Raw genomic sequence first — 26496 nt, 5'->3', positions numbered from 1 at the left:
GACCGACGGTCGTCACCCACCAAGGCAGGATCTGACGGCCAGCGGTCGTCACCCACCAAGGCAGGATCTGACGGCCAGCGGGCCGTCACTACCGGCAGGTCAGCGGGCGCCGAACCACAGCAGCAGGCTCAATACGCCGGCCAGCAGCAATGCGCTGACCAGCAGCCAGGGCCAGCGGCGCACGCGGCGCGGGGCCTGCGGTTCGGCCGCTTCGTCGAGGTCGTTGAAGACGAATTCTTCGGTCGGCAGTGGGCGCTGGCGCGGGTCGTCGGGCAGTTCCAGCACGAAGCGGTGCTGGCCGTCGAACACCACCTGGTCGCCGCCCTGCAGCCAGCAGTGGCGCACTGCCACGCCGTTGACCCGGCTGCCTTCGCCGGTGCCCAGGTCGCGCAGCAGGATCCGCTCGCCATGGCTTTCGATGCGTGCGTGCTGTTCAGCGAAGGCCGGCTCGTCGATTTCGATGTCCGCTTCGCTGCTGCGACCCACCAGCAAGGGTCCGTGCAACGGATAGCCGCGGCCGTGGTGTGGCCCGCCCACGCCGCGCAGCAGGCGCGGTTCGTCGGACTGCACCGCCGCCTGTGGCGAGGGCGGCAGCATCGGCGTATCCACTTCGCCCTGGATCAACAGTTCCACGCCTTCCACGTACACCGCATCACCGGCGCGCAGCAGCGCCATGCGCTTCACCGGGCGCCCGTTGACATGCACGCCGCGCACGCCGGCGGCCACCTGCAGCCACAGGCCGCGCTGGTCCAGGCTGAGCTGGGCCAGCAGCAGGCTGCCCTGGCTGGCTTCGACCAGGCGGATGCTGCCGTTGGCCTGGCGCACGATCTTCTGCACGCCCGGCACCAGCGGCTGGTCGGGTTGCGAGGGTTGGCTGTAGTGCACGAGCAGTTTAGGCATGCGGCGCAGACTAGCAGTTGGCTGGCAATGGCAGAAGCACCCTCGCTTGGCGTTTGCGCGCCTGATGCGCACAATGCTCGCCCTGTCATCGCCCCACCCCGCAAAGGAACCCGCATGTCCAGCATCGATATCGTCCACGCCCATGCCCTGGCCGCACCGGCAGCGCGCCAGGCGATCGAGGAAGTCGCCGCCAAACTGGCCGATCGTTTCGGCCTGCAGTCCACCTGGCGCGGCGACGTGCTGGATTTCTCCGGCAGCGGCGTGGACGGTGCCATCGAACTGCAGCCCACCGCAGTGCGCGTGACCGCCAAGCTCGGCTTCCTGCTGTCGGCGATGAAGGGCATGGTGGAAAGCGAGATCCAGCGCGTGCTGAAGGAAAAGCTCGGCTGATCCAACCGTCGGCTGAACTGCCGGCCAGCGCTGTTGCCGGCCATCACACCGCCCCCGCATTTGCAGCGCTAGTCTGGTCCCTGCATCCGCCCATGCAGGAGACCCCATGAACCAGTATGACGAGCACGACCCCCGCAACGACGGTCAGGACAAGGCGTCCTTCCAGGACCAGGCCGAGCGCGTTTCGCGCAAGCTCAGCGACTCGGCGCAGCAGGTGTGGCTGGCCGGCCTGGGTGCGCTGGGCCGCGCGCAGGCCGAAGGCAGCCGCTTCTTCGATGGCTTGGTGAAGGAAGGCGAAGCCTTCGAGAACCGCCGCCGCGAGAAGAGCACCGAAGACGGCCCGGGCTGGCGCGACAATGTGGAAGAACAGCTGGGCCAGGCGCGTGAAAAGGCCTCCGGCACGTGGGACAAGGTGGAGAAAGCCTTCGAAGACCGCGTGCACGGAGTCCTGAAGCGCCTGCACGTGCCCAATGCGGAGGATGTGTCCACGCTCAATGCACGCATCGATGCGCTGACCACGCGGTTGAATCGGCTGGAAAGCCGGCAGGCCAGCGCGGCAAGCGGGGAACCGACCCCGGGCAGTCACCAGTCGCCCACCGGCAGCTGATCCTGCCGGAACACTGTGTTACCCGCCGCTTTGTTGCAATGCAGCAGGCGGTGGGTGACACTGCATCCAACCCGTCATTACCCCGTTTGTCCCTCCCCTCACGGATTCGGTAATGGCGGGTTTTTCGTGCCTGCGATTTGAGATGCAGCGCCCAGTTGTAGGGGGCGCCCTGACGCGATCAGCAGTGCGCCCCAGTACACTGTCCGCCCCTTCCTGCGTTGTGCGTTGCTGCCTGCATGTTCTCCTGGATACTGGCCCTGCTGTTGGCCGTCACCTGTTTCGTCCTCGCCACCGGCTACTTGTGGCTGGTCAAACGGCGTCGCAAGGAAATGCAGCTGGGCCTGCAGGCCTTGGCCGGCATGCACTGGCGCAACTTCTCCGAACTGGTCAAGCGCGCCCTGCACGAACGGCGCGGGCTGACCGAGATGAGCCGGCACGAGGATGAAACCCGTGAGCCGCGCAGCGACTTCCTGATGGCCGATGCCAGCGGCCACTTCCTGGTGACCTGCAAGCATGGGCTGGCGTACCGCATCGGCACCGCGGCGATCAACGAACTGGGCGCAGCGGCGCGGCTGGCGGGTGCCCGCGGCGGCATCCTGATCACCGAAGGCCTGGTGGACGGCGATGGCCAGGCCATTGCGGAGAAGCAGGCCGTGGAAGTGCTGGATGGCCGCCGGCTGTGGCCGCTGCTCTCGCCCTACCTGCCCGGTGACATCGAATCGGGCGTCAAGAATGCCGCCCGCCATGAGGCGATCCGGCGCATCGTGATCGCGGCATTTGCCTCCAGCACGCTGGGCCTGCTGGTGGGCATGGGATACCAGACCGTACACGTAGCCACGCCAGACCCGGCGCCCGCCCCAGCCGTCACCAGGGCCGCGCCTGCAGCGCCTGGAGCGCCTGCCGTTGCCGCTACCGTGCCTGCAGTTGCCGCCGCCGATCCGGCGCCGCGCGCCACGCAGGCGACCGTGGCCGGTCCGGACCTCAACCCGGATACCGAAACACTGGATCGCTACCAGCAGGAAATCTCCCGCGCGCTGAGCAAGCTGCCTGGCGTGCACAGCGGCATCTGGCAGACCCGGCAGACACTGGCGGTGAACCGCACCGGCGAACTGGACCAGGTATGGCCGATGATCTGCGACCAGGTGACCCGCTACCCTGCGCTGAGCAACGTGCGCATCCAGCTCAACGCCCGCCCCGGCGTGGACGAACCCGTCCGCTGGCGCCAGTGCAGCACCCTCTAACCCGGTAGTGACGGATGGCGTGGGTGACGACCAACGCTCGTCACCCACCGAAGCCAAGCCAACCCATCAACGATTATTCCCAGGCGCGAACCGCGCCACCAGATCCCACGCATCGCCCAGAAATATCTGCCGTACCCGGGTGATCGCCTGGTCCCCGCGCCACGTATGCCGCTCGATCACCAGGCATGCCGTGCCGGCTTTGACATCCAGCAGCCTGGCACTGGCCGCATCCGCCCCCCACGCACTGATGCGGTGCTGGGCACGCGTCCACGACACGTTCTGCAGCAGCCAGCTGCCCGGCGCGGTGACTTCGAAATCCACCTCCAGCACCTCCGGCACGCCGGCCGGGCTGATCAGCCGGTGTTCCAGCGCCAGCGGCCGGTCATCGGCCAGGTGCAGGCAATCCATCGCCAGCAGCCTCGCCTCACCGGCCAGCTCCCGTTCGCCGGCATCGCCATCGCGCGCGGTGCGCAACTGGCGGCGCAGCAGCCGGTACGCGTACTGGTGGCCCATCGCGGTGACCTGCATGGCGATGTCCGGTATCGCCAGCGCCACCTGTTCCAGGTGCGGTGACTGCCGCGCCACGAACGAACCGGCACGCCGCCGACGTTCGATCATCCCGCTTTCAGCCAGTGCGGTCAGCACCTTGTTCACGGTCATCCGCGAGCAGCCGTACTGCTCCATCAGCTCGTGTTCGTACGGGATGCGGAATCCCGGCGCCCATTCGCCACTGAGGATGCGGCCTTCCAGTTCGCTGCGGATGCGCTGGTTGAGCGTGGCGGACTTGCTGGCCTTCACTGTGGTCTCGATCTGGAAAGAGGATCAGCCCAGCACGCTGCGCAGGGCCTGGGCGAAACGGGCGGTGATGACGTCGCGCTGCAGGTGGCGGCCGTCTGCGACGCACTGGCGGCCGCGGCGCCATACCGAACGCAGCGCGCCATTACGTGCGGCGAACACCCAGCTGTCAAGCAAGGCATCACCCTCGCGGGCGATCATCGCCGGGTGGTCGGCGTCCAGTTCCAGCAGGTCGGCACTGGCGCCGGGCTGCAATCCGGCGGCCACGCCCAACGCCTGCGCACCGCCTTGCTGCGCACCATCGAACAGGTAACGGCCGCTGCTGCGCTGCGCATCCGGGGCGATGACATTGCGCCCGCGCAGGCTCAGGCGCTGGCCGTATTCCAGCAGGCGCAGCTCTTCGGCCGCATCGATCAGCACGTTGGAATCCGAACCGACGCCGAAGCGGCCGCCCTCGCGGGCGAAGGCCTGCAACGGGAACAGGCCATCGCCCAGGTTCGCTTCGGTGACCGGGCACAGGCCGGCCACGGCCCGGCTGGCGACGATGCGCGCACGCTCGTCATCGTCGATATGGGTGGCGTGCACCAGGCACCAGCGCGCGTCCACCGCCACGTTTTCATACAGCCAGCGCACCGGGCGCAGGCCGCTCCACGCCACGCAGGCGTCCACCTCGCGCAGCTGTTCGGCGATGTGGATGTGCACCGGTCCATCGTTCAGCGGCAGCAGCGCGGACAGCTCCTCGCCGGTCACCGCGCGCAGGCTGTGCGGGGCGATGCCGAGCACCGCATCGGGCAGCGGCCGCAGGGCCGTGCGTGCACCGTCCAGCAGCTGCGCGAAACCATCCACGTCGTGGATCAGCCGGCGCTGGGCCGGGTTGGGCGCCGCGCCGCCGAAATCAGCATGCGCGTAGAACACCGGCAACAGGGTCAGGCCGATACCGGTCTGCGCGGCGGCGGCGGCGATGCGCGCGGACATTTCGGCGCGATCGGCATACGGCTGGCCGTCGGCATCGTGGTGCAGGTAATGGAACTCACCGACGCGGGTGAAGCCGGATTCGAGCATTTCCATGTAGGCCTGGGCGGCGATCGCTTCGACCGCATCGGGCACCAGCTTGGCCAGGAAGCGGTACATCAGCTCGCGCCAGCTCCAGAAACTATCGCCGTCACCCCCGCCGATTTCGGTCAGCCCGGCCATGCCGCGCTGGAAGGCGTGACTGTGCAGGTTGGGCACGCCCGGCACCAGGATCCGCACGCGCTGGTCGCCTGCCTGGGCCGCAACACCGGTGTGCACCTCCCCGATGCAGCCATCCACCACGGTCAACCGGACATCGCGCTCCCAGCCCTGCGGCAGCAATGCGCGGTCAGCGTGGAAGGCAGGGGGAGAGAGCGAATCCGTCATGGCTGGACAACCGGAAAGGGACGCCTATATTGTATAGACATATAAGCTCATCCGTGTAGCCTCGCCCATGCACTGCGACACCCTGTGGACCAACGTACACCTGATGACCCTGCAGGGCGACGGCCTGGGCGTGATCGCCGATGCCGAACTGGCCTGCCTGGATGGGCGCATCGTGCATGTCGGCGCGGCCGGCAGTGGCGCGCACCTGCAGCCGGCCACGCGCATCGACGGCGAAGGCCGCTGGATCTCGCCCGGCCTGATCGACTGCCACACCCACCTGGTTTACGCCGGCAACCGGGCCAACGAATTCGAACAGCGCCTGCAGGGTGTCAGCTATGCCGACATCGCCCGCGCCGGCGGTGGCATCGTCTCCACCGTGCGCGCCACCCGCGCGGCCAGCCACGAAGAACTGGCACGCCAGAGCCGCCCTCGCCTGCTGGCGATGCGCGCCGAAGGCATCACCACACTGGAGATCAAATCCGGTTACGGGCTGACCCTGGACGATGAGCGCAAGCAGCTGCAGGTCGCACGCCAGCTGGGCATGGAGTGCAGCGTGCACGTGGTGCCGACCTTCCTCGGGGCGCATGCGGTGCCGCCGGGGCGGGACGCCCAGGAGTACATCGATGAAGTCTGCAAGCTGATGATTCCCGCCATCGCCGCCGAAGGGCTGGCCGAGGCGGTCGATATCTTCTGCGAGAACATCGCGTTTTCCACCGTGCAGGCGGCGCAGGTCTTCGACGCTGCACGCGCGCACGGGCTGGCGGTGAAGATCCACGCCGAACAGCTGAGCAACCAGCACGGCGCTGAACTGGCCGCGCGCCACGGGGCGCTGTCGGCCGACCATATCGAGCACCTGGACGCGGCCGGCATCGCGGCGATGGCGGCCGCCGGCACGGTCGCCGTGCTGCTGCCGGGCGCGTTCTACTTCACCCGCGACACCACCCTGCCGCCGATCCCGGCGCTGCGCGCGGCCGGCGTGCCGCTGGCGCTGGCCACCGACAGCAACCCTGGCACCTCGCCGCTGACCAGTCCGCTGCTGGCGATGAACATGGGCGCCACGCTGTTCCGGCTGACCGTGGACGAATGCATCGCCGGATTCACCCGCAACGCCGCCCGCGCGCTCGGTCGCGCCGGCCGCATCGGCCAGCTGGCGGTGGGCATGGACGCCGACCTGGCGATCTGGGACATCGACGCCCCGGCCGACCTGGTCTACCGCATCGGCTTCAACCCGCTGCACGCGCGCGTGGTGCGCGGGCAGCTCGATCCCCTCTGACGGAGCACGCTTCAATGCAGCATGAAACACCCCATACCCTGGTGCTTCGCCCCGCCCATGTGCCGCTGGCGCAGTGGCGGCAGGTCTACCGCGGGGCGCGCATCGCGCTGGATGCCGCCGCCCTGCCGGCCGTGCGTGCCAGTGCTGCCGCCGTGGACGCGATCGTGGCCCGGGGCGCGCCGGTGTATGGCATCAATACCGGCTTCGGCAAGCTGGCCAGCGTGCGCATCGAACCGGAAGACCTGGCCACGTTGCAGCGGAACATCGTGCTGTCACATGCCGCCGGCGTGGGCGAGCCGATGCCGCTGCCGGTGGTGCGGCTGATGATGGCGCTGAAGCTGGTCAGTCTGGCGCAAGGGGCATCGGGTGTGCGCGTGGAGACGCTGCAGCTGCTGGAAGCGCTGCTGCAGCACGACGTGGTGCCGGTGATTCCGGCGCAGGGCTCGGTCGGCGCCTCCGGCGACCTGGCGCCGCTGTCCCACCTGGCCAGCGTGATGATTGGCGTCGGCGAAGCCTTCGTTGGCGGTGAGCGCCTGAGTGCGGCCGATGCACTGGCGCGTGCCGGACTGCAGCCGCTGCAGTTGGGTGCGAAGGAAGGCCTGGCGCTGCTCAATGGCACCCAGTTCTCCACCGCCTATGCGCTGGCCGGCCTGTTCGAGATAGAGGTCGTGTTCCAGGCCGCCCTGGTCACCGGTGCGCTGTCGGTGGAAGCGGCCAAAGGCTCGGACACGCCGTTCGACCCGCGCATCCACAGCATCCGCGGCCAGCGCGGGCAGATCATCACTGCCGCCGCGCTGCGCGCGCTGATGCAGGGCTCGGCCATCCGCGAATCGCACCGCGACAACGACGTGCGCGTGCAGGATCCGTACTGCCTGCGTTGCCAGCCGCAGGTGATGGGCGCAGCGCTGGACATCATCCGCCAGGCCGCCACCACGCTGGAAATCGAGGCCAACGGCGTGTCCGACAATCCGCTGGTGTTCACCGATACCGGCGAAGCGCTGAGCGGGGGCAACTTCCACGCCGAGCCGGTGGCCTTCGCCGCGGACATGCTGGCGATGGCGATCTGCGAGATCGGCTCGATCAGCGAGCGCCGCACCGCGATGCTGGTGGACCCGGCGCTGTCCGGCCTGCCGGCCTTCCTGACCCCGCGTCCGGGCTTGAATTCCGGCTTCATGATTCCCCAGGTCACCGCCGCTGCGCTGGTGTCCGAGAACAAACAGCGCGCCTACCCGGCCAGCGTGGATTCAATCCCCACTTCGGCCAACCAGGAAGACCATGTGTCGATGGCCGCGCACGGCGCGCGCCGCCTGCTGCAGATGGCCGAGAACGCCGCCAACGTGGTCGGCATCGAGCTGCTGGCCGCCGCGCAGGGCTGCGATTTCCACGCCCCGCTGCAGTCCAGTGGCCCGCTGGAAGCGGTCCGCGTGCTGCTGCGCGCGCAAGTGCCGACGCTGGAAGAAGACCGCTACTTCCACCCGGACATGGTGGCCGCCACCGACCTGGTGCGCAGTGGCGCGCTGGCCGCCGGGCTGGCCGACGTGCTGCCCAACGTGGAGCCGGTGGCATGAGCACGCAGCCGCCGTGGCTGGAGGTACATGAAGGCGATGCGCCGCTGCTGATCAGTTTCCCGCATACCGGCACCGAGCTGCCAGACGACCTGGCCGGGCGTTTCGTGTCGCCTTGGCTGGCCCGGCGCGATGCGGACTGGTGGGTGCATGAGCTGTACGCGTTCGCGCGCGGGCTCGGCGCGACCACGGTGCGCTCGGCCATTTCGCGGTCAGTGATCGACCTCAACCGCGACCCCAGCGGGGTATCGCTGTACCCCGGCCAGAACACCACCGGCCTGTGCCCGCTGACCACCTTCGACAACCAGCCGCTGTACCAGCCCGGGCAGGAACCGGACGAAGCGGAGATCGTGCGCCGCCGTGAGATGTACTTCTCGCCCTACCACGACGCGTTGGCATCACAGATCGCCCGCCTGCGCGCGCGCCACGGCACCGTGGTGGTGTATGACGCGCACTCGATCCGCTCGCGCATCCCGCACCTGTTTGATGGCGAGCTGCCGCAGTTCAACCTGGGTACCGCCGGCCCGACCGGCGAGGTCGATACGTCCTGCGACAACGCGCTGTCCGACGTGGTGGACAACCTGTGCCGGCTCAGCGGGATGCCCCACGTGCGCAACGGCCGCTTCAAGGGCGGCTGGATCACCCGCCATTACAGCGACATCCCCGGCGGCGTGCACAGCCTGCAGATGGAACTGGCCTGCCGCGGCTACATGGCCGAACCGGCCGCCGAAGCGCTGGATTTCCACAGCTGGCCCACGCCACTGGATGACGACCGCGCCACGCCACTGCGCCGCACGCTGGCGCAGGTACTCACCGCCTGCCTTGAATTCGCATCGAACCGGAGCGCCGCATGACCCGTAACGACCCGTCCCGCACCATCATCGCGCCGACCGGCAGCACGCTGACCGCCAAGAGCTGGCTGACCGAAGCACCGCTGCGGATGCTGATGAACAACCTGCACCCGGACGTGGCCGAACGACCGCAGGAACTGGTGGTATACGGCGGCATCGGCCGCGCCGCGCGGGACTGGGAAAGCTTCGACGGCATCGTTGATGCACTGACCCGGCTGGAGGACGACCAGACCCTGCTGGTGCAGTCGGGCAAGCCGGTGGGCGTGTTCCGCACCCATGCCGATGCGCCGCGCGTGCTGATCGCCAATTCCAACCTGGTGCCGCGCTGGGCCAACTGGGACCACTTCAACGAGCTGGATAAAAAGGGCCTGGCGATGTACGGCCAGATGACCGCCGGCAGCTGGATCTACATCGGCGCGCAGGGCATCGTGCAGGGCACCTTTGAAACCTTCGTGGAGATGGGCCGCCAGCACTACGACGGCAGCCTGGCCGGCAAGTGGCTGTTCACCGGCGGCCTGGGCGGCATGGGCGGCGCACAGCCGCTGGCCGCGGTGATGGCCGGTGCCTCGTGCCTGGCGGTGGAATGCCGCAGGACCAGCATCGAAATGCGCCTGCGCACCGGTTACCTGGACACCTGGACCGACGACCTGGATGAAGCGCTGCGCCTGATCGAGGAGTCCTGCACGGCGAAGAAGCCGCTGTCGGTCGGCCTGCTCGGCAATGTCGCCGATGTGCTGGACGAACTGCTGGTGCGCGGGATCAAGCCGGACCTGCTGACCGACCAGACCTCCGCGCATGACCCGGTCAACGGCTACCTGCCGCAGGGCTGGACGGTGGAAGAGTGGGACGAAAAGCGCGTGTCCGCACCGAAGACCGTGGAGAAAGCTGCGCGCGAATCGATGGCCAACCACATCCGCGCGATGCTGGCCTTCCATGCGCTGGGCGTGCCGACCGTGGACTACGGCAACAACCTGCGCCAGATGGCGCTGGAAGAAGGCGTTGAAGATGCGTTCGACTTCCCCGGTTTCGTGCCGGCCTACATCCGTCCGCTGTTCTGCCGCGGCATCGGGCCGTTCCGCTGGGCCGCGCTGAGTGGTGATCCGGAAGACATCGCCAAGACCGATGCCAAGGTGAAGGAACTGATTCCGGACAACCCGCACCTGCATCGCTGGCTGGACATGGCGGCCGAGAAGATCAAGTTCCAGGGCCTGCCGGCGCGTATCTGCTGGGTGGGGCTGGGCGATCGTGACCGGCTCGGCCTGGCATTCAACGAGATGGTGGCCAACGGTGAACTGAAGGCGCCGGTGGTGATCGGTCGCGATCATCTGGATTCGGGCAGCGTGGCTTCACCGAACCGGGAAACCGAAGCGATGGCCGACGGCTCCGATGCGGTATCGGACTGGCCGCTGCTCAACGCGTTGCTGAACACCGCCAGCGGCGCGACGTGGGTGTCGCTGCATCATGGCGGCGGCGTGGGCATGGGCTTCTCCCAGCATGCCGGCATGGTGATCGTCTGCGACGGCACTGAAGCGGCCGCCAAGCGCATCGCCCGCGTGCTGTGGAACGACCCGGCCACCGGCGTGATGCGGCATGCCGATGCAGGCTATGAGATCGCCATTGACTGTGCGAAGGAAAAGGGCCTGGACCTGCCCGGCATCCTGCGCTGACCCAGTATGTAGGTGACGACCTTGGTCGTCACGCTTCGCTCTGGTGGGTGACGACCTTGGTCGTCACGCTGCTGCCCTTGCCGCTGCGCTCGCCGAGCACGGCTCGGCGCTACCTGCTCCCCGGTAGTGACGGCCGCTGGCCGTCCCGCCCTTCGCTCTGGTGGGTGACGACCGCTGGTCGTCACGCGTCTGCTCTTGCCGCGGCGCTCGCCGAGCACGGCTCGGCGCTACTAACACCGCCCGACCTCCTGCCTCGATGAGGCTCGACAACGCCAGAGCACCCTGTTAACTTGCGCCGCCTCTACGCGGTTTACAGGGTACACCCCCGGCCGCGGCCCCACTCCGCTGCTGGCTCTACTGCTCATGACTCCTGCTTGCCCACGTACCTGCGTGCTCACCGTTGCCGTGCTGAGCGCCCTCGCCGCCCAGCCCGCCTATTCGGAAACCGCTGTCCAACCCACCACCCTGGACCGCGTCGAGGTCACCGCCGCCGGGAACACCGACGATGCCCGCAAGACGCTGGCGCGTGTGCCCGGCGCCAACAACGTGATCGACCTGGCCAAGGTCGCGCAGGGCCGCGTCGGCAGTACCGCCGATGTGCTGGCCTACCAGCCGGGCATCAGTGCGCAGTCCCCGGGCAACGAAGGCACCAAGGTGTCCATCCGCGGATCGGGCATCAACCGCGGCCCCGGCGCGCATGCCTCCGGCATCGCGGTATCGCTGGATGGCCTGCCGTTGACGGCCGCCGGCGGCACGCCGTACGAGCTGCTGGAGCCGCTGTGGCTGTCGCGGGTGGAGGTGCTTCGCGGTGCCAACGGCTTCGAGCGCGGCGCACTGGCGCTGGGCGGTGCGATCAACTACGTCAGCCGCAACGGTCGCGATGCGCCGGGCCTGGAACTGCACTACGAAGCCGGCAGCCGCGGTTACCAGAAGCGCAGCCTGGGCTTCGGCGGCGTGCAGGACACGCTGGACTATTACTTCGCCTACACCGACACCGAGTTCGACGGCTATCAGACGCATGCCAGCGGTGATGGCAAGGGCGCGATGGCCAACGTCGGCTGGCAGATCACCCCGGACCTGCAGACCCGCTTCTTCCTGCGTTACCGCGAAACCAACCACGAAACACCCGGAAGACTGACCCGCGCGCAGATCCGCAACGACCCGCGCGCGGCCAACCCGGCCAACGTGGCGATCGACGCGAAGCGGCCGCAACCGGGCAGCACCTGGATCGGCAACATGACCACGCTGCAGCTGGACGGAGACTCCTCGCTGCAGGCCGGGCTGGTGTACCACAAATACCCGATGGACTTGAACGAGAGCCTGTACCGCCAGCAGCTGGACTACGCCAACCTCAATGCCACGATGGATTACCACCGTCGGCATACCCTGTTCGGCCATGACAGCGTGACCACGCTCGGCCTGCGCGTCACCCATGACCTGGATGCCGACGTGCGCGAGACGCTGCGCCTGCCCAGCAACGGGTATGCGGCGGGCACCCACACGCGTGACTTCTCTCATCACGGCACCGACAGCACGCTGCACCTGAGCAACGACGTACAGCTGGGCGATGCACTGCGCGTGCAGACCGGGCTGGCGCTGGTGCAGACCCGCCGCACGGTGGAAGTGACCTGGCCGCGTACCGATCAGCGCTTGAACGAGCGCGACTGGGACTACGCGCCGCGTCTCGGCTTCACCTGGCAGGCGTCGCCCGCCACGCAGTGGTTCGGCAATCTCAGCCGCTCGGTGGAACCGGCTCATCCCTGGTCGATGATCTGGGGCTCCAACCAGTACTTCGCCGCCGGCAACGGCGCGTCCAGCGGCCGCCAGCGCGCGCCGGTGAAGCTGGACAACCAGACCGCGACCACGCTGGAACTCGGCGCGCGCGGCGAGGGCCGCATCGGCCGCTGGGAGCTCACCGGTTACTACGCGCACGTCAACCACGAACTGTTGAGCGTTGAAGTCGTGCCGGTGCCGAACCTGTTCATCGCCGAGAACAACGCCAGCCCCACCATGCATCGTGGCATCGAAGCCGGGCTGGACAGCACGCTGTGGCAAGCAGGAACCGGGCGTCTCTCGCTGCGCCAGGCGTACACCTTCAGTGACTTCCGTTACCGCCATGACGACCGCTTCGGTGACAACCGCCTGCCCGGGCTGCCGGTGCACTTCTATCAGGCCGAACTGCGCTACGACCATGCCTCGGGGCTGTATGCCGCAGTGAACACCGAGTACGCCTCCAAGGTGTTCGTCGACTACGCCAACAGCTACCGCGCTGACAGCCACCGCATCTTCGGCAGCCGCGTGGGCTTTGATGCGCCCAGTGGGCGCTGGCAGGGCTGGTTGGAGCTGCGCAACCTGGGTGACCGCCATTACGCCGCCACGGTGACGCCGGGCTATGACGATGGGGGGCGCGATGTAGCGCGCTCCACGCCGGGCGAAGGTTTTGGGGTGTATGCCGGGCTGCGCCTCCGCCTTGACTGAACCTGACTGGAGCGTTGCCACTTTCACAACATGTTGGCGGCAAGCTTGGCAAAAAAGGCGATCCCCGGATCGCCCGCGCCTGCCATGCCCCCTGTCCTGACCGACGCGCTCGCCATCGACGCCATCCTCGACGACACCCGCGTAGGCGTGTGGCAGTTCGACATCTCAACGCGCCAGCTGAGCGGCTCGGACATGGCCAGCGCACAATTGGCCGGTATCGGCGCGCATACATTGCGCAGTGCGTGGCGGCGGATCCTGCGGCAGGAACCGGACCAGCCGGTCTTTGAGATCGAGCTGCCCTGGACCGATGGCATCAGCCGCCGCTGGCTGATGCTGCGCGGCCGCCATGATCGCGCGCTGGGGCAAGTGCGCGGCATGTGCGTGGACATGACCCGCCGGGTGCGTGCCGAACAACTGGTCCGCGAGCAGGCAATGCTGCTGGATACCCTCGCCCGGGGTACGCCGCCGCGCGAGTGCCTGCGCGTGCTCACCGAGGCCATCGAACGGCTGAAGCCCGGCCTGCGCAGTGCCTTCTTCGTCACACCGGGCGACCGGCAGCGGCCGGGTTACGGCAGCAGTTGCAACGTGCATCCGACGATCACCGCGCTGCTGGAACATCCCGGCGCCGCGCCGAGGCCAACGGATCTGGAACTACCGGGTGGCAGCGAGGTCGCGACCGATACGCAGTGGCGCACGAACTGGCAGGCTGCGTGCGGCCAGCACGACCTGTCCGCCTGCAGGCCCATCGCGGTCCCCCGGCAAGCCCACCCCGAACGTGCATGGCTGCTGCTGTTCCTGTCCGCGCCGCGCACGCTTACAGGATGGGAACAGGAAGTAGCCAGCTTCGCCACCCGCATCGCCGCGCTGGTGCTGGACCGCGAAGACCAACAGATCGCCCTGCAACAGGCCGCCGATGCGGTTGGCAGTGCGCTGCATGATACCGAGCGCGAGCGGCGCAGGCTGAAAGCCTTCCTGGACAGCTCGCCCGACCTGGCCTATGTGTTCAACCTGGAACACCGTTTCACCTATGCCAACCGCGCACTGCTGCGCATGTGGGGCAAGACCGAAGAGGAGGCGCTGGGCCGCAACTGCCTTGAACTGGGCTATCCGGACTGGCACGCGGCCATGCACAGCCGCGAGATCGAACAGGTGATCGCCACGCGTCGTCCGATCCGCGGCGACGTGCCCTTCGAAGGTCCGTTGGGCCGGCGCATGTACGACTACATCTTCGTGCCGCAGTTGGGGCTGGATGGCGAGGTCGAGGCGATCATCGGCACCACGCGCGATGTCACCGAACGCAGCGAACACGAAGAGGAACGTGCGCGCAACGAATCGCTGCTGCGCATGCTGGTGGACGAACTGCAGCACCGCACGCGCAACATCATGTCGGTGGTGCGTGCGATGGCCAGCCGTACGCTGGCCACCAGCCGCGACATGGCTGACTTCTCGAGCCGTTTCGACGCCCGACTGGACGCGCTGGCACGGGCGCAGAGCCTGCTGTCGCGGCTGGGTGAACTGGATCGGGTGCAGTTCGACGCGCTGCTGCGTGCCGAACTTTCCGCCCACGTGGACCCGGCCCTGCACGGCACGCAGATCGTGCTGGAAGGACCGCCCGAAGTGGCGCTGCGTTCGGGCACGGTGCAGCCGCTGGCGATGGCCCTGCATGAGCTGGCCACCAACGCAGTGAAGTACGGGGCCCTGCGCCAGCAGGGCGGCCGCCTGCACGTGCGCTGGAACCTGGTGGACGCCGAGGCATCCGATGCCGCCAGCCCGCGGCTGCGCGTGGACTGGCAGGAGCATGGCGTGCGCGACCTGCCCCCCGATCCCTCGAGCATCCGCGGTGGCGGCGCGGGCCGCGAGCTGATTGAACGCGCCCTGCCCTACCAGATCGGTGCGAAAGTGGATTACGGCTTTGCCGACGACGGCCTGCGCTGTTCGATCCTGCTGGCGGTATCGGAGCAGGCCGTCGCGCTGGCGTCATGAGGTTCGCCGGGCCGCAGCGCAGGCGGCATACCGCCCGCGACGCACCGCCTTGCCCAGGGGGACTTCCCGGCACCGTGGCTATGGCGCGTCCACAGGACGCTCAGGGTCAGCGCGGGAAGAAGGGGCCGGTGACCGCTGGGCCCGCCGCCAACCGAGCACGTGCCATATGCACAGGTAAGACGCGAACAGTACCCCGGGGGCGACAAACAGCGCGAAAATCCAGCCGTGCGGCAGCATCCAGCAGGTGGCCAACAGCGTGCCGATCAGCGGCCATCGCCAGTGCAGCGGACGATTCTCCAGCCAGCGCAGGTTCAACACACCCAGCATCGGCCAGGCAGCCAGGCTGGCCAGGACGGCACACAGCAACCCGATGCTTTGCCACGACGGCGGCCACGCCAGCTCGGCCAGTTCCATGCCCAACAGCGCCGTCCCCAACGTGCTGTGCACGAACATGCCTGGGACGCAACTCAGCCAGACCAGCAGCGAAACCACGCCGCGCCCGGTCATGGCATGTCTCCCCACGCGATGGGCGTGATCGGGCCGGCATCGGCGGGCAGTTCCTTTCGCAGAGTGATTGTCATGCGCTCACGCTAGCGGGCCCTTCCGTGCGTCTCAAGGCACTCAGCGCAGGAAGCCTGCGATGGCAAAGCCCAGCCCCACCAGACCGGCGGCCAGCAGTGGATAGGTGGCCCAGACCGGCGTGCCCTGGCCATGGCTGAAGGCGACGAATGCCGCCCGCACACTGCGCCCGCTGAGCCAGGGCACCACCATCAGCGCCAGCAACGGCAGCAGCGAGGCCAAGCCGAAGGCCAGCAACAACGGCCTCGGATCATTCTGCGCAAAGCCGTTCAGCGGATACAGCGCCACCCCGAACAGCAATCCGACGAAGAACAGCGTATTGGCGATGCGTATTTCCGTGCGATGGCGACGCGACAACGCGCCGCGCGACCAGCCTTTGTAATGGCGGGGCAACCGCCGCGTCCACCAGGCCACCAGCATGCTGGCCAGCGCACCGCCCACCACCCCGCTTTCCACCGCGCCCCACGCCTGCATCCCCACCATGCCAGCCCCCTGTAATGGAATCGCTCAGTGCGCCAATGCCGCCGCCACTGCGGCTTCGGCCAAAGGGGCCATCTTTGCATAGCCCGCCGGCGTGGGATGCACGCCATCTTCGGCCAGCGCTTTGTCCAGTCCGCCGTCCGCATTGCCCAGCGCTGCGTGGTAGTCCAGATACACCAGCCGCTGCTGGCCTGCGTAGCGCTTCAGTGCGGCATTCAGCGCGCGCACGCTGGCGGCCGGCTGCAGCCCGGGACGCCACGGGTAGGCACTGACTGGCAGCACCGAAGACAGCACCACCTTGATGCCGTGCGCCTGCGCCAGTTCAACCATGGAATGCAGGTTGTCTTCGATCATCGCCTGGCTGGCCGGGCCGGTGTTGCCGGCGATGTCATTGGTGCCGGCCAGGATCACCACCACCGCAGGATCCAGCGCGATGACATCCTGCCGGAAGCGCAGCAGCATCTGCGCGGTGGTCTGCCCGGAGATGCCGCGGTTGAGGTAGCCCTTGCCCGGGAAGAAGCTTTCACTACCAGTCGGGCCCCAGCCTTCGGTGATGGAGTCACCGTAGAACACCACGCGCGCTTCGCCCTTGCGCGGCGCCGGCAATGTGGCGTTCTGTTCGCGGTAGAACGCCAGCTGCGGCCAGTCCGACAGGCGCTGCTGCAGCGAGTGCACCTGCTGCGGCTGCAGCGATTCCGGCGCGGCGGTGAACAGCGGATCGGACGCGGTGGGCTGTGCGTGGGCGGTACCCAGCAGCGGCGCGGCGGCCAGGAGGATCGACAGACGGTGCGACAGCTTGCTCATCAGGCATCACGGAAAACACGGTGCAGGGAAGGTACCACCCGCCCTTTACCCATTACATGGTTGACACGCCGCCGCGCCACGCCGGAGCGTTGAACACGGCCCGGCGCGGGCGTATTACCGCCGTCGCTGAGCCCTGCACCCGCCACGCCTTCACGCCATGGCGCGCCGCCACTGCCGATAGTGGCGGCATGCTTTCCAACTGCGCCCCGCCATGTCCCTGATTCCCGAGCGCCTGCAGCGATTGCGGCGCTGGCCGCGCCCGGTGCGCATCCTGTTGGCCATACTGCTGGCGCTTTACCTGCTGTACCTGATCGCCGGCAATGTGTTTCTCAACACGCCGTTGTTCGACATGGTGACCAACCGCAAGCCGGAGAAATTCCAGCTGCGCAACGGGCCGGCGCTGACCCTGATACCGGGCCATGCGGTGCTGTGGAACGTGCACGTGCGCGGGCAGGCCAATCGCACCGTCTACGTCTTCAGCGCCGAACGGGCCAGTGCATTCATCTCGCTGCCGGCGCTGGTACGCCGTGAGATCCACATCCCGCGCGTGGATGCGGTCGGCGTACGCGCGGTGGTTGAACGCGTGGAAAAAGCGATCCCGCCGCCGCCGCGCGGCAACCGCGGCTGGACGGTGCGGATGGATGCGATCCACAGCGACAGCATCCGCAGCGGCCAGTTCGGCAAGCTGCTGATCTCCGGCAAGGCCAGCGCCACGGTGGGTTTCCTGAAGCAGATGAAGGGCGGCCCGTCCGAACTGTTCGATTCGAACGCCACCTTCGACGATGCGCGGATCAGCTGGGATGGCACTACCCTGCTGGACCAGGCGCATATCGAAGCGCGGGCCAGCTTCCCGCGCCACTACCGCGACGACGCGCCGGGACTGCGCAAGCTCGGCATCCTGACCGCTGAGCTGGCCATCGACGGGCGCAGCCAGGCGGTACGCATCGACACCGCCGGTGCCCGTGCCACGGTGGGCACGGTGCCCTCCACGGCCCGCCTGCAGGGCCAGCTGGCGATGGACCATGGCACGTTGCGGCCCGGCGGGCATGTAGTGTGGCGCCTGCCGGTGCACGCCGGCGAACATGCCAAGGACCGTGGACTGCTGGCGCTGCAGCTGGACGTGGCCGATGACATCCGGGTGCAGGCGCGGCTGCCCCGCGATGAGGCCAGCGGCAGTGAACTGGATGCCGACCTGCACATCGCCGGGCGCGAGATCCCCTTCCACGCGATGTCCGGGCTGCTGCCGCGCACGTCCGGGCAGTTGAAGGCGGCGTGGACATTTGATTCGCTGAACTGGATTTCCGACCTGATCGTGCGCAAGCCGTGGTTCCGGCTGGATGGCGGCGGCCTGTTGCGGGCCGACGTGAAGCTGGTCGATGGGCAGCTGGCAGCGGGCAGCACCGCGGAGATTCCCAACGTGGCCGCCATCGCGGAGGTGGCCGGCGTACGGATGCAGGGCGATGCGCGGGCGCAGGGCCGGATTGTCGAGGGCCGCACGCCGCAGGTGCACATGCAGGTGGACATTGACCAGTTCCGCGCCGCCCCATCCGATGCGCCGTCGCAGGTGCTGTTCGACGGGCGCGCGTTGGTATTGGAGCTGAGCGGCGATGCCCGCCTGCAGGAACTGAAGGAAGGCGTGCGTGCGCGGCTGCGCTTCGACAACGCGCAGGTGCCGGACCTGACCCGCTACAACCGCTACCTGGGCAACGAACAGGTGAAGCTGCTGGGCGGCACCGGGCTGATCAGCGGTGACGTGGAACTGGACGCCACCGGCCGCATCGGTACCGGCCGGGCCGACCTGAGCGGCCAGAATGCGCGCATGCAGGTAGCGGGGGTGGCGATGCGCGGCAATGCGCTGCTGAAAGCCCGCGTTCGGCGCGCCGATTTCAGCCAGAAACAGTTCGACCTGGGCGGCACCACGGTGCGCCTGCAGGACGTGCGCGTGGCCGACTCGAAAGACGCCGGCTGGTGGGGCGAGGTGGCGGTGCGCAGCGGGCACCTGGCAGCCGCGGCCCCGCTGGGCGCCGATGCGGTGGCCGATATCACCCTGCGTGATGCCGGCCCGCTGCTGGATGCCTTCGGCGAGCGCAGCAGCTACCCGCGCTGGGTGCTGGGGCTGGTCGATTCCGGGCAGGTGCAGGCCAGCGGCCAACTGCGGCTTCGCCATGGCCAGTGGGTGGTGGATGACCTGCAGGCAGAAAACGCGCGGCTTTCGCTACGCGGCCGGCTGGACCTGGGCAAGGCCGGCAAACGCGGCGACCTCTACCTGCGCTGGGGCGTGCTCGGTGCCGCAGTGGAGCTGGACGGCAAGCAGCGGCAGTGGCACCTGGCCGGTGCGCGCGAGTGGTACGAACAGCGCCCACGCTACCTGCCCGCCAGATAAACCGCGTCACCGCCTGGTTCAGCGGTGGCGTGATTCCAGCAGCGTGCGCACGTCCTGCAGGCCCAGGCCGCGCGCGCGCAGCAGCACCAGCAGGTGGAACACCAGGTCCGAGGCTTCGCCCAGCAGTTCGTCGTCGCCCTGCACCACCGCCGCCAGCGCGGTCTCCACGCCTTCCTCGCCGACCTTCTGCGCGATACGTCGGATGCCACCGTCGAACAGCGAGGTGGTGTAGCTGCCCGCCGGGCGCTGCGCCTCGCGCGTGGCCACCAGCTGGTCGAGCTGGCCGATGAAATCCTTCGGTGCCTGCGGGAAACAGCTCTCTGCGCCGGTGTGGCAGGTCGGCCCGGCCGGGCGTGCCCGCACCAGCAGCGTATCGGCATCGCAATCCACCGCGATCGACCGCACCGCCAGCACGTTGCCGGACTGCTCGCCCTTGGTCCACAGGCGCTGCTTGCTGCGGCTGAAGAAGGTCATGTGGCCGGTCTGCAACGTCACCTGCAGGGACTCCGCACTTACATAGCCCAGCATCAGCACCTGCAGGCTGTCGGCATCCTGCAGTACCGCCGGCAACAGGCCATCGCCCTTGCTCCAGTCAAGGCTTTCCAGCGCCGGCAGTCCCGGCAACACTTCAATAGACATCACGTACCTCGATCTGATGCTCGCGCAGATAGCGCTTAAGTTCTGGAATGGCGATGGCGCCGCTGTGGAACACGCTGGCAGCCAGGGCACCATCGACATCGGCCTGATCGAAGACCTGGGCGAAGTGATCGGGCGTGCCCGCCCCGCCGGAGGCGATCAGCGGCACGTGGCAGGCCGCACGCGCATGGCGCAGCTGCTCGACGTCGTAGCCGCGGCGTACGCCATCGTTGTCCATGCAGTTCAGTACGATCTCCCCGGCGCCGCGCTGCTGCACTTCGCGCACCCAGTCCAGCGTACGCACGGCCACGGCCTGGGTCTTGGACGGGTCGCCGGTGAAGCGGCGCACGCGCCACTGGCCATCGGCTTCGCGCACCGAGTCGATGCCCACCACCACGCACTGCACGCCGAACGCCTCGGCCAGTTCGGTGATCAACTCCGGGCGGCCGAGCGCGGGCGAGTTGATCGAGATCTTGTCGGCGCCGGCATGCAGCACGCGGCGCGCGGTTTCCACGTCACTGATGCCACCGGCCACGCAGAACGGGATGTCGATCAGCCGTGCGATGCGTTCGATCCATGCCACGTCCACGCTGCGGCCATCCGGGCTGGCGCCGATGTCATAGAACACCAGCTCATCGGCCCCCTGGTCCCGGTAGCGCAGCGCCAGTTCGGCGATATCGCCCATGTCCACGTGGTCGCGGAAGCGCACGCCCTTGACCACGCGGCCATCGCGCACGTCCAGGCAGGGAATGATGCGCCGGCTCAACATGCCAGTGCCTCGGCCAGGTCCATCCGCTGTTCCAGCAGGGCTTTGCCAAGCACGGCGCCACTGCAGCCGGCGGCGCGCGAAGCAGCCACGTCGGCCACGTCGCGGATGCCGCCGGAGGCCTGGATCGCCACGCCCGGCAGCAGCCCGGCCAGGTGGCGGTACAGGCCCAGGTTGGGGCCGGCCAGCATGCCGTCGCGGGCGATGTCGGTACACAGCAGGTGGCGCATGCCGGCCGCAGCATAGCGCTGGGCCAGCACGTCCAGGGTGACGCCGGCGTTTTCCGTCCAGCCGTGGATCGGCAACTGCCAACGGCCGTCGTCGTCCTGGCGGGCATCCAGTGCGATGGTGATGCGTTCGGGCCCGAACTCGGCCAGCCAGCCGATCACTGCATCCGGTTCGCGCACGGCCAGCGACCCGATTACCACCCGGCTGGCACCGGCCTGCAGGATGCGCTCGACGTCCGCGCGACCGCGCACGCCGCCACCGGTCTGCACGTGCAGGCACGCCTGCTGGCGGATCTGCGCCAGCAGGGGCGCAAGCGTATAGCCGCCGGCGCGGGCGGCATCCAGGTCGACCAGGTGCATCCACTGTGCACCCTGCCCGGCGAAGGCCTGCGCGCGCGGCAGCGGATCGTCGCCGTAGCGGGTTTCCTGGGCGTAGTCGCCCTGGCGCAGGCGCACCACGCGGCCTTCGCGGATATCAAGGGCGGGATAGACGATGAAGCTCATTCGGCGGTGTCCTGCAGGAAGTTGCGCAACAGCAAGGCGCCGGTGTCACCGGAGCGTTCGGGGTGGTACTGCGCACCGAAGTAGCGGCCATGTTCGACCACCGCACTGAACAGCCCGCCATGGTCGCAGGCGGCCACGGTGTGCGCGTTCAACGGGGCGGCATAGCTGTGCACGAAATAGGCGCTGGCGCGTTCGGGGATATCGCGCAGCAGCGGCGACCCGCGCAGCGGCAACAGGCGGTTCCAGCCCATGTGCGGCACGCGGATGCCGGTGGCCGGTACGAGCTTGCGCACCGTGCCGGGGATCAGCCCCAGCGTCTGCACGCCACCGCCTTCTTCGGAACGCTCGAACAGCAGCTGCATGCCCAGGCAGATGCCCAGCAGCGGCACCTCCAGCTGGCGCAGCGGCTCGAACAGGCCCTGCGCATGCAGGCGCTGCATGGCCGGCACCGCCGCACCGACGCCGGGAAGGATCACCCGCCGCGCCTCGCGCAGTCCGTCGGCATCGCGTACCAGCCGGACCTGCGCGCCCAACCGCTCCAGCGCGTAACGCACCGAGCCGAGGTTGGCACCGCCGGCATCGATCAAGGCAACTTCGGTCACAGCGCCCCCTTGGTGCTGGGCAGCTCGGTGCCCTGACGCGCCACGGCGGTGCGCAGCGCGCGCGCCAGCGCCTTGAAGCAGGCTTCCACCTTGTGGTGGTCGTTGTCACCGCGCACCTGCAGGTTGAGGTTCAATCCGGCCGCATCGCACAACGAGCGGAAGAAATGCGGTACCAGTTCGGTGGGCAGGTCGCCGACGCGCTCGCGCTTGAACTCGCCATCGAACACGAAGTAAGGACGCCCGCTGAAATCCAGCGCGGCGCTGGCCAGCGTCTCGTCCATCGGCAGGGTGAAGCCGTAGCGGCCGATGCCGCGCTTGTCACCCAGCGCTTCACGCAGCGCCTGGCCCAGCGCCAGCCCGGTGTCTTCGATGGTGTGGTGTTCGTCGATGTGCAGGTCACCCTCGGTCTGGATGCGCACGGAGATTCCGCCGTGCTTGCCGATCTGTTCCAGCATGTGGTCGAAGAACGGCAGGCCGGTGTGGATCCGTGGCTCGGCCTGGGCATCAAGGTCCAGTTCGACACGGATGCGTGTTTCCTTGGTGTTGCGCTGTACCACTGCGGTGCGCGGCGCATCGGCCAACGCGTGGGCGATGGCCGGCCAGTCCCACTCGCCGCCGAATTCTTCGGTACGCAGCTGGAAGCCACGGATGTTGAGGTTCTGCGCGAACTGGATGTCGGTCAGGCGGTCGCCCACCATCGCCGAACGCGCCCAGTCGATGCTGCGGTCCTGCAGGTAGGCGGTCATCAGCCCGATACCCGGCTTGCGCGTGGGCAGGTTCTCATGCGGCCAACTGGCGTCGATCAACACGTCACGGAACTCGATGCCCTGGCTTTCGAACACGTGCATCATCAGCGCATGCGGCGCATCGAAGATCGCCTGCGGGTAGCTCTCGCTGCCCAGGCCGTCTTGGTTGCTGACGATGACGAACTGCCAGCCCGCGTCACGCAGCTTGATCAGCGCGGGAATGACATCGCGCACGAAGCGCAGTTTTTCATACGCGTCGATCTGGTGGTCGGCGGGCTCTTCGATCAGGGTGCCGTCGCGGTCGATGAACAGGATGGGGGTCATGCAGCGGCCCTCCAGGCCGAGAGCGCGGCAAGCACGCGTTGGTTTTCTTCGGTGCTGCCGATGCTGATGCGCAGCGCATCGCCAAGCTGCGGCGCGGCGCGCTGGTCACGCACCACCACGCCGGCAGCCAGCAGCGCGTCGAACGCGCCCTGCGCGTCGTCGAAGCGCACCAGCAGATAGTTGCCGGCCGAGGGATACACCTGGCGCACGCCGGACACGGCCGCCAGTGCGCTGGACAGCCGCGCCCGCTCCTGCACGACTTCGTCGATACGGGCGCGGGTGGCTACCAGCGCGGCTGGCTGCAGTGCCGCCAGTGCCAGTTCGGCACACGGCTGCGGCACCGGATACGGCGCTTGGCAGCGGCGCAGCGCGGCGATGATTTCCGGCGCGGCGATCAGGCTGCCCACGCGCGCGGCGGCCAGCGCATGCGCTTTTGACAGCGTGCGCAGTACGGCAAGATTGGGATGTGCGGCCAGCAGCGCGGCGGCCGAGCGCTGGCTGCTGTATTCGATGTAGGCCTCGTCCACCACCACGATGGCCTGGCCCTGCAGCGCCTGCGCGGTGCGGATGATGTCCGCGCTGCTGATCTCACTGCCTGCCGGGTTGGACGGCGAACAAAGGAACACCAGCCGCGCGCCCTGGCCGCGTGCGGCGGCGATCACCGCGTCGATATCGACCTGCAGGCCGTCGGGGCCCTCCACCAGCGGGACCTCCAGCAGCGGTGCGCCCTGCAGCCGCGCGCAGACTGCGTACATGCCGAACACCGGTGGCGTGGCCAGCACCGCATCCACCCCGGGGCGGCAGAACGCGCGCACCAGCAGATCGATGGCTTCATCGCTGCCCCGCCCGACCAGCAGCTGCTGCGGGCTGACGTCGTACAACCCCGCCAATGCCTCCAGCAGAGCGGGCGGCTGCGGATCCGGGTAGCGCCGGCTGCTGCCACGGGCATCGGCCGGATTGGCCCAGGCCGATTCGTTGGCGTTCAGCCACACATCGCCCTGCAGCGCCGTGCTGCGCGCCGAGCTGTAGCCGGCGAAGGACTGCAGGTCCGGTCGCAGCAGCGCCAGCACGTCCTGCACGCTCGCGCTCATGCCACCGCCTCCATGCGCAGCGCGACCGCACGTTCGTGCGCGTCCAGGCCTTCGGCGCTGGCCAGGATGCGCGCGCAACCGCCGATGGCGGCGATGCCCTCGGCGCTGGCGCTCTGCACGCTGATGGTGTTCTGGAAGCTGGCCACGCTGACCCCGCTCCAGGCCCGCGCCGCACCGGCGGTGGGCAGCACGTGGTTGGTGCCGCTGCAGTAGTCACCGAGCGCTTCGGGGGTGTAATCGCCGAGGAACACCGAACCGGCCGCCTGCACCTGGCCCAGCCAGGCGCGCGGTTCGCGCAGCGCCAGGATCAGGTGTTCCGGTGCATAGCGGTTGCTGATATCGAACGCGTCCTGCAGGCGATCCACCTGGATCAGGCGCGATGCGCCCAGAGCCTGGCGTGCGATGGCTTCGCGCGGCAACAGCGCCACCTGGCGCTCCACTTCGGCTTCCACCGCCTGCAGCAGCGCGGCATCGTCGGTCAACAGCAGCACCTGCGAATCCGGGCCGTGTTCGGCCTGGGACAGCAGATCGGCGGCGACGAAGGCGGGGTTGGCGCCGGCATCGGCGATCACCAGCACCTCCGACGGACCGGCCGGCATGTCGATGGCCACGCTGCCGTCCTGCGCTACTTGTTGTTTGGCTTCGGTGACGAAGGAGTTGCCCGGGCCGAACAGCTTGTCGCAGGCCGGCACGCTGGCCGTGCCATAGGCCATCGCGGCGATTGCCTGCGCGCCACCCAGCTTGAAAACGCGCTGCACGCCGGTCAGGCGCGCGGCTACCAGGACCGCGGGGTCGGCACTGCCATCGGCGCGCGGCGGCGTGCACAGCACCACCTGCGGGCAGCCAGCCAACGCCGCTGGCACGCCCAGCATCAGTGCGGTGGAGGGCAGCGGCGCGCTGCCCGCCGGCACGTAGAGACCGACCCGGCCGATCGGGCGGATCATCCGCTCGCAATGCACGCCCGGCGCGGTTTCCACCGTATAGCCCTGGCTCATGCCGGCTTCGTGGAAACGCCGGATACGCGCGGCGGCTTCTTCCATCGCCGCGCGCAGATCGGCGGCCACGGCCTGCTCGGCCGCCTCGAACTCGGCGGCGGTCACTTCGATGTCATCCAGCTGCACCCGATCAAGGCGTGCGGTGATCCCGCGCAGGGCCTCATCGCCGTCGGCACGTACCTGCACGATCAGCGCGGCCACCGCTTCGCGGGTCTGCGCGGCGACGGCCTGCACGGGGCGCTGCAAGGCCTCGGCGCGGGCCAGTTCATTGAGTTCCGACCAGTTCAGACGATTCATGCCAGCGACCGCTCCACGCTCAATACCATCAAGCCCTGGGCGCCCGCGCGCTCCAGGTCTTCCAACCGCTGCCAGGTCAAAGCGCCGTGGCACATGGTCTGCAGACGCAGGTGGCCGCCGTCGTCGGGAAGCTGCACCAGCGGGTCGGCATCGGGCAGCAGGCGGGTCAGTTCGGACACGCGGTCCAGCGCGGCGCGGAACATCAGCAGCTTGCTGTCGCGCACCTTGACCACGCCATCCAGCCGCCGCAGCAGCATCGCCATCAGGCCGGCGCGGGCGTCGTCGGGGGTTTTTACCGGGCCGGCCAGGACCGCTTCGCTTTCCAGCAGCGTTTCCACCGGCTTGAGCTGGTTGGCGGCCAGGGTGGCGCCGCTGGATACCAGATCGCAGATCAGGTCGGCGGTGCCCAGACGCGGCGCGATTTCCACCGACCCGGACAGCTCCACTACCTGCGCATCCACGCCGCGCGCGGCCAGCCAGTCGGCCAGGATCGCCGGGTAGCTGGTCGCGATGCGCTTGCCGGCCAGCTGCTCAACGCCGGTCCATTGCCACTCTTCGGGCACCGCCAGCATCAACCGGCACTGCCCGAAATTCAGGCCACGCAGCGCCTGGTAGGCGTCCGGCAGGCCGATCCGGCGGCGGGCAGCCCCCTGCTCGTCCAGCTCGTTGCGGCCGACGATGCCGAAGTCGCAGACACCATCGGCGATCAGCCCCGGGATGTCGTCGTCGCGGACCAGCAGCAGGTCCACCGGCAGTGATTCGCCGTAGCAGAACAGCTTGTCGCGGCTCTGCCGCCAGCTCAGCCCGCAGGCGGTGAGCAGGCTGCGCGCCGGCTCGGCCAGCCGCCCGTTCTTCTGGATGGCGATACGCAGCCGGTCACGGGCCGGGGCGTTCTGGGTTGCACTCATGGGGGA

Annotated in this window: 24 protein-coding genes; 10 read left to right on the top strand and 14 right to left on the bottom strand. The window is 68.5% G+C overall.

All coding sequences use genetic code 11. From position 1 onward, the window contains the following. Nucleotides 1–99: 99 nt before the first annotated feature. Nucleotides 100–900, bottom strand: a complete 801-nt coding sequence (locus H9654_RS00425) for an FHA domain-containing protein (RefSeq protein ID WP_101099112.1) — start codon at nucleotides 898–900, stop codon at nucleotides 100–102. 114 nt (nucleotides 901–1014) lie between these two features. On the opposite strand from H9654_RS00425, the gene H9654_RS00420 reads away from it, so the two are divergent. The 3 genes from H9654_RS00420 (at nucleotide 1015) to H9654_RS00410 (ending at nucleotide 3138) form a co-directional block, all read left to right on the top strand. Continuing rightward, nucleotides 1015–1290, top strand: a complete 276-nt coding sequence (locus H9654_RS00420) for a polyhydroxyalkanoic acid system family protein (protein WP_042612543.1) — start codon at nucleotides 1015–1017, stop codon at nucleotides 1288–1290. Nucleotides 1291–1396: 106 nt separating this feature from the next. Then, entirely contained in the window at nucleotides 1397–1897 is a 501-nt protein-coding gene (locus H9654_RS00415) for a phasin family protein (protein ID WP_191768126.1), read from the top strand. Between the two features lie 236 nt (nucleotides 1898–2133). Continuing rightward, a complete protein-coding gene (locus H9654_RS00410; protein WP_191768124.1) occupies nucleotides 2134–3138 on the top strand; it encodes a restriction endonuclease in 1005 nt (334 codons plus the stop codon). A 66-nt stretch (nucleotides 3139–3204) separates the two neighbouring features. Here the strand turns inward: H9654_RS00410 and hutC are convergent, their stop codons facing one another. Together hutC and H9654_RS00400 are read right to left on the bottom strand one after the other, a co-directional pair. After that, nucleotides 3205–3936: a histidine utilization repressor gene (hutC, locus tag H9654_RS00405; protein ID WP_101099109.1), complete on the bottom strand. Its 732-nt coding sequence runs from the start codon at nucleotides 3934–3936 to the stop codon at nucleotides 3205–3207. Between the two features lie 24 nt (nucleotides 3937–3960). Beyond that, nucleotides 3961–5331: a formimidoylglutamate deiminase gene (locus H9654_RS00400; RefSeq protein ID WP_191768122.1), complete on the bottom strand. Its 1371-nt coding sequence runs from the start codon at nucleotides 5329–5331 to the stop codon at nucleotides 3961–3963. Between the two features lie 67 nt (nucleotides 5332–5398). On the opposite strand from H9654_RS00400, the gene hutI reads away from it, so the two are divergent. The 6 genes from hutI to H9654_RS00370 all read left to right on the top strand — a co-directional run bounded on the left by hutI (nucleotide 5399) and on the right by H9654_RS00370 (nucleotide 15148). Then, nucleotides 5399–6604 (top strand): imidazolonepropionase, encoded by a 1206-nt coding sequence (gene hutI / locus H9654_RS00395; protein WP_191768120.1) that lies wholly within the window; start codon nucleotides 5399–5401, stop codon nucleotides 6602–6604. Nucleotides 6605–6618: 14 nt separating this feature from the next. Next, nucleotides 6619–8172: a histidine ammonia-lyase gene (hutH, locus tag H9654_RS00390; RefSeq protein WP_191768118.1), complete on the top strand. Its 1554-nt coding sequence runs from the start codon at nucleotides 6619–6621 to the stop codon at nucleotides 8170–8172. Continuing rightward, nucleotides 8169–9023, top strand: coding sequence for an N-formylglutamate deformylase (gene hutG / locus H9654_RS00385; RefSeq protein ID WP_191768116.1), 855 nt, complete (start codon nucleotides 8169–8171; stop codon nucleotides 9021–9023). Before hutH ends, hutG begins: the two co-directional genes overlap by 4 nt. Then, nucleotides 9020–10687: a urocanate hydratase gene (hutU, locus tag H9654_RS00380; protein WP_191768114.1), complete on the top strand. Its 1668-nt coding sequence runs from the start codon at nucleotides 9020–9022 to the stop codon at nucleotides 10685–10687. The genes hutG and hutU overlap by 4 nt, the downstream gene beginning before the upstream one ends. A gap of 363 nt (nucleotides 10688–11050) precedes the next feature. Beyond that, the gene (locus H9654_RS00375) at nucleotides 11051–13165 is read left to right on the top strand and encodes a TonB-dependent receptor family protein (RefSeq protein WP_191768112.1); all 2115 of its coding nucleotides are present in this window, start codon (nucleotides 11051–11053) and stop codon (nucleotides 13163–13165) included. 84 nt (nucleotides 13166–13249) lie between these two features. Further along, nucleotides 13250–15148, top strand: a complete 1899-nt coding sequence (locus H9654_RS00370) for a sensor histidine kinase (RefSeq protein ID WP_191768110.1) — start codon at nucleotides 13250–13252, stop codon at nucleotides 15146–15148. A gap of 78 nt (nucleotides 15149–15226) precedes the next feature. On the opposite strand, the gene H9654_RS00365 is transcribed toward H9654_RS00370, so the two are convergent. From H9654_RS00365 to H9654_RS00355, 3 genes are all read right to left on the bottom strand, one after another. Further along, nucleotides 15227–15655 (bottom strand): hypothetical protein, encoded by a 429-nt coding sequence (locus H9654_RS00365; protein WP_191768108.1) that lies wholly within the window; start codon nucleotides 15653–15655, stop codon nucleotides 15227–15229. A 114-nt stretch (nucleotides 15656–15769) separates the two neighbouring features. Next, nucleotides 15770–16210 carry a hypothetical protein gene (locus tag H9654_RS00360; RefSeq protein ID WP_191768105.1) on the bottom strand — a complete coding sequence of 147 codons (441 nt, stop codon included), beginning with the start codon at nucleotides 16208–16210 and terminating at the stop codon, nucleotides 15770–15772. Between the two features lie 24 nt (nucleotides 16211–16234). After that, entirely contained in the window at nucleotides 16235–17011 is a 777-nt protein-coding gene (locus H9654_RS00355; RefSeq protein ID WP_191768103.1) for an SGNH/GDSL hydrolase family protein, read from the bottom strand. 220 nt (nucleotides 17012–17231) lie between these two features. On the opposite strand from H9654_RS00355, the gene H9654_RS00350 reads away from it, so the two are divergent. Beyond that, a complete protein-coding gene (locus tag H9654_RS00350) occupies nucleotides 17232–19394 on the top strand; it encodes a translocation/assembly module TamB domain-containing protein (RefSeq protein WP_406833445.1) in 2163 nt (720 codons plus the stop codon). Nucleotides 19395–19412: 18 nt separating this feature from the next. On the opposite strand, the gene hisIE is transcribed toward H9654_RS00350, so the two are convergent. From hisIE to hisG, 8 genes are read right to left on the bottom strand one after another with little or no spacing between them, the layout of a single operon-like run. Continuing rightward, nucleotides 19413–20033, bottom strand: coding sequence for a bifunctional phosphoribosyl-AMP cyclohydrolase/phosphoribosyl-ATP diphosphatase HisIE (hisIE, locus tag H9654_RS00345; protein WP_191768099.1), 621 nt, complete (start codon nucleotides 20031–20033; stop codon nucleotides 19413–19415). Continuing rightward, nucleotides 20023–20799, bottom strand: coding sequence for an imidazole glycerol phosphate synthase subunit HisF (gene hisF, locus H9654_RS00340; protein ID WP_191768097.1), 777 nt, complete (start codon nucleotides 20797–20799; stop codon nucleotides 20023–20025). The genes hisIE and hisF overlap by 11 nt, the downstream gene beginning before the upstream one ends. Beyond that, nucleotides 20793–21527 carry a 1-(5-phosphoribosyl)-5-[(5-phosphoribosylamino)methylideneamino]imidazole-4-carboxamide isomerase gene (hisA, locus tag H9654_RS00335; RefSeq protein ID WP_191768095.1) on the bottom strand — a complete coding sequence of 245 codons (735 nt, stop codon included), beginning with the start codon at nucleotides 21525–21527 and terminating at the stop codon, nucleotides 20793–20795. Before hisA ends, hisF begins: the two co-directional genes overlap by 7 nt. Continuing rightward, the gene (gene hisH / locus H9654_RS00330) at nucleotides 21524–22129 is read right to left on the bottom strand and encodes an imidazole glycerol phosphate synthase subunit HisH (protein WP_101099094.1); all 606 of its coding nucleotides are present in this window, start codon (nucleotides 22127–22129) and stop codon (nucleotides 21524–21526) included. The genes hisA and hisH overlap by 4 nt, the downstream gene beginning before the upstream one ends. Further along, complete coding sequence (hisB, locus tag H9654_RS00325) at nucleotides 22126–23199, bottom strand: bifunctional histidinol-phosphatase/imidazoleglycerol-phosphate dehydratase HisB (protein ID WP_191768093.1); 1074 nt, start codon at nucleotides 23197–23199, stop codon at nucleotides 22126–22128. The genes hisH and hisB overlap by 4 nt, the downstream gene beginning before the upstream one ends. Then, the gene (gene hisC, locus H9654_RS00320) at nucleotides 23196–24290 is read right to left on the bottom strand and encodes a histidinol-phosphate transaminase (RefSeq protein WP_191768091.1); all 1095 of its coding nucleotides are present in this window, start codon (nucleotides 24288–24290) and stop codon (nucleotides 23196–23198) included. Before hisC ends, hisB begins: the two co-directional genes overlap by 4 nt. After that, complete coding sequence (gene hisD, locus H9654_RS00315; protein WP_191768089.1) at nucleotides 24287–25582, bottom strand: histidinol dehydrogenase; 1296 nt, start codon at nucleotides 25580–25582, stop codon at nucleotides 24287–24289. The genes hisC and hisD overlap by 4 nt, the downstream gene beginning before the upstream one ends. Beyond that, nucleotides 25579–26490, bottom strand: coding sequence for an ATP phosphoribosyltransferase (gene hisG / locus H9654_RS00310; protein ID WP_182655673.1), 912 nt, complete (start codon nucleotides 26488–26490; stop codon nucleotides 25579–25581). The genes hisD and hisG overlap by 4 nt, the downstream gene beginning before the upstream one ends. Nucleotides 26491–26496 lie beyond the last annotated feature (6 nt).

The organism is Stenotrophomonas lacuserhaii (assembly GCF_014836545.1).
GTDB lineage: Bacteria > Pseudomonadota > Gammaproteobacteria > Xanthomonadales > Xanthomonadaceae > Stenotrophomonas > Stenotrophomonas lacuserhaii.
This window is presented reverse-complemented; position numbering and strand designations above follow the sequence as displayed.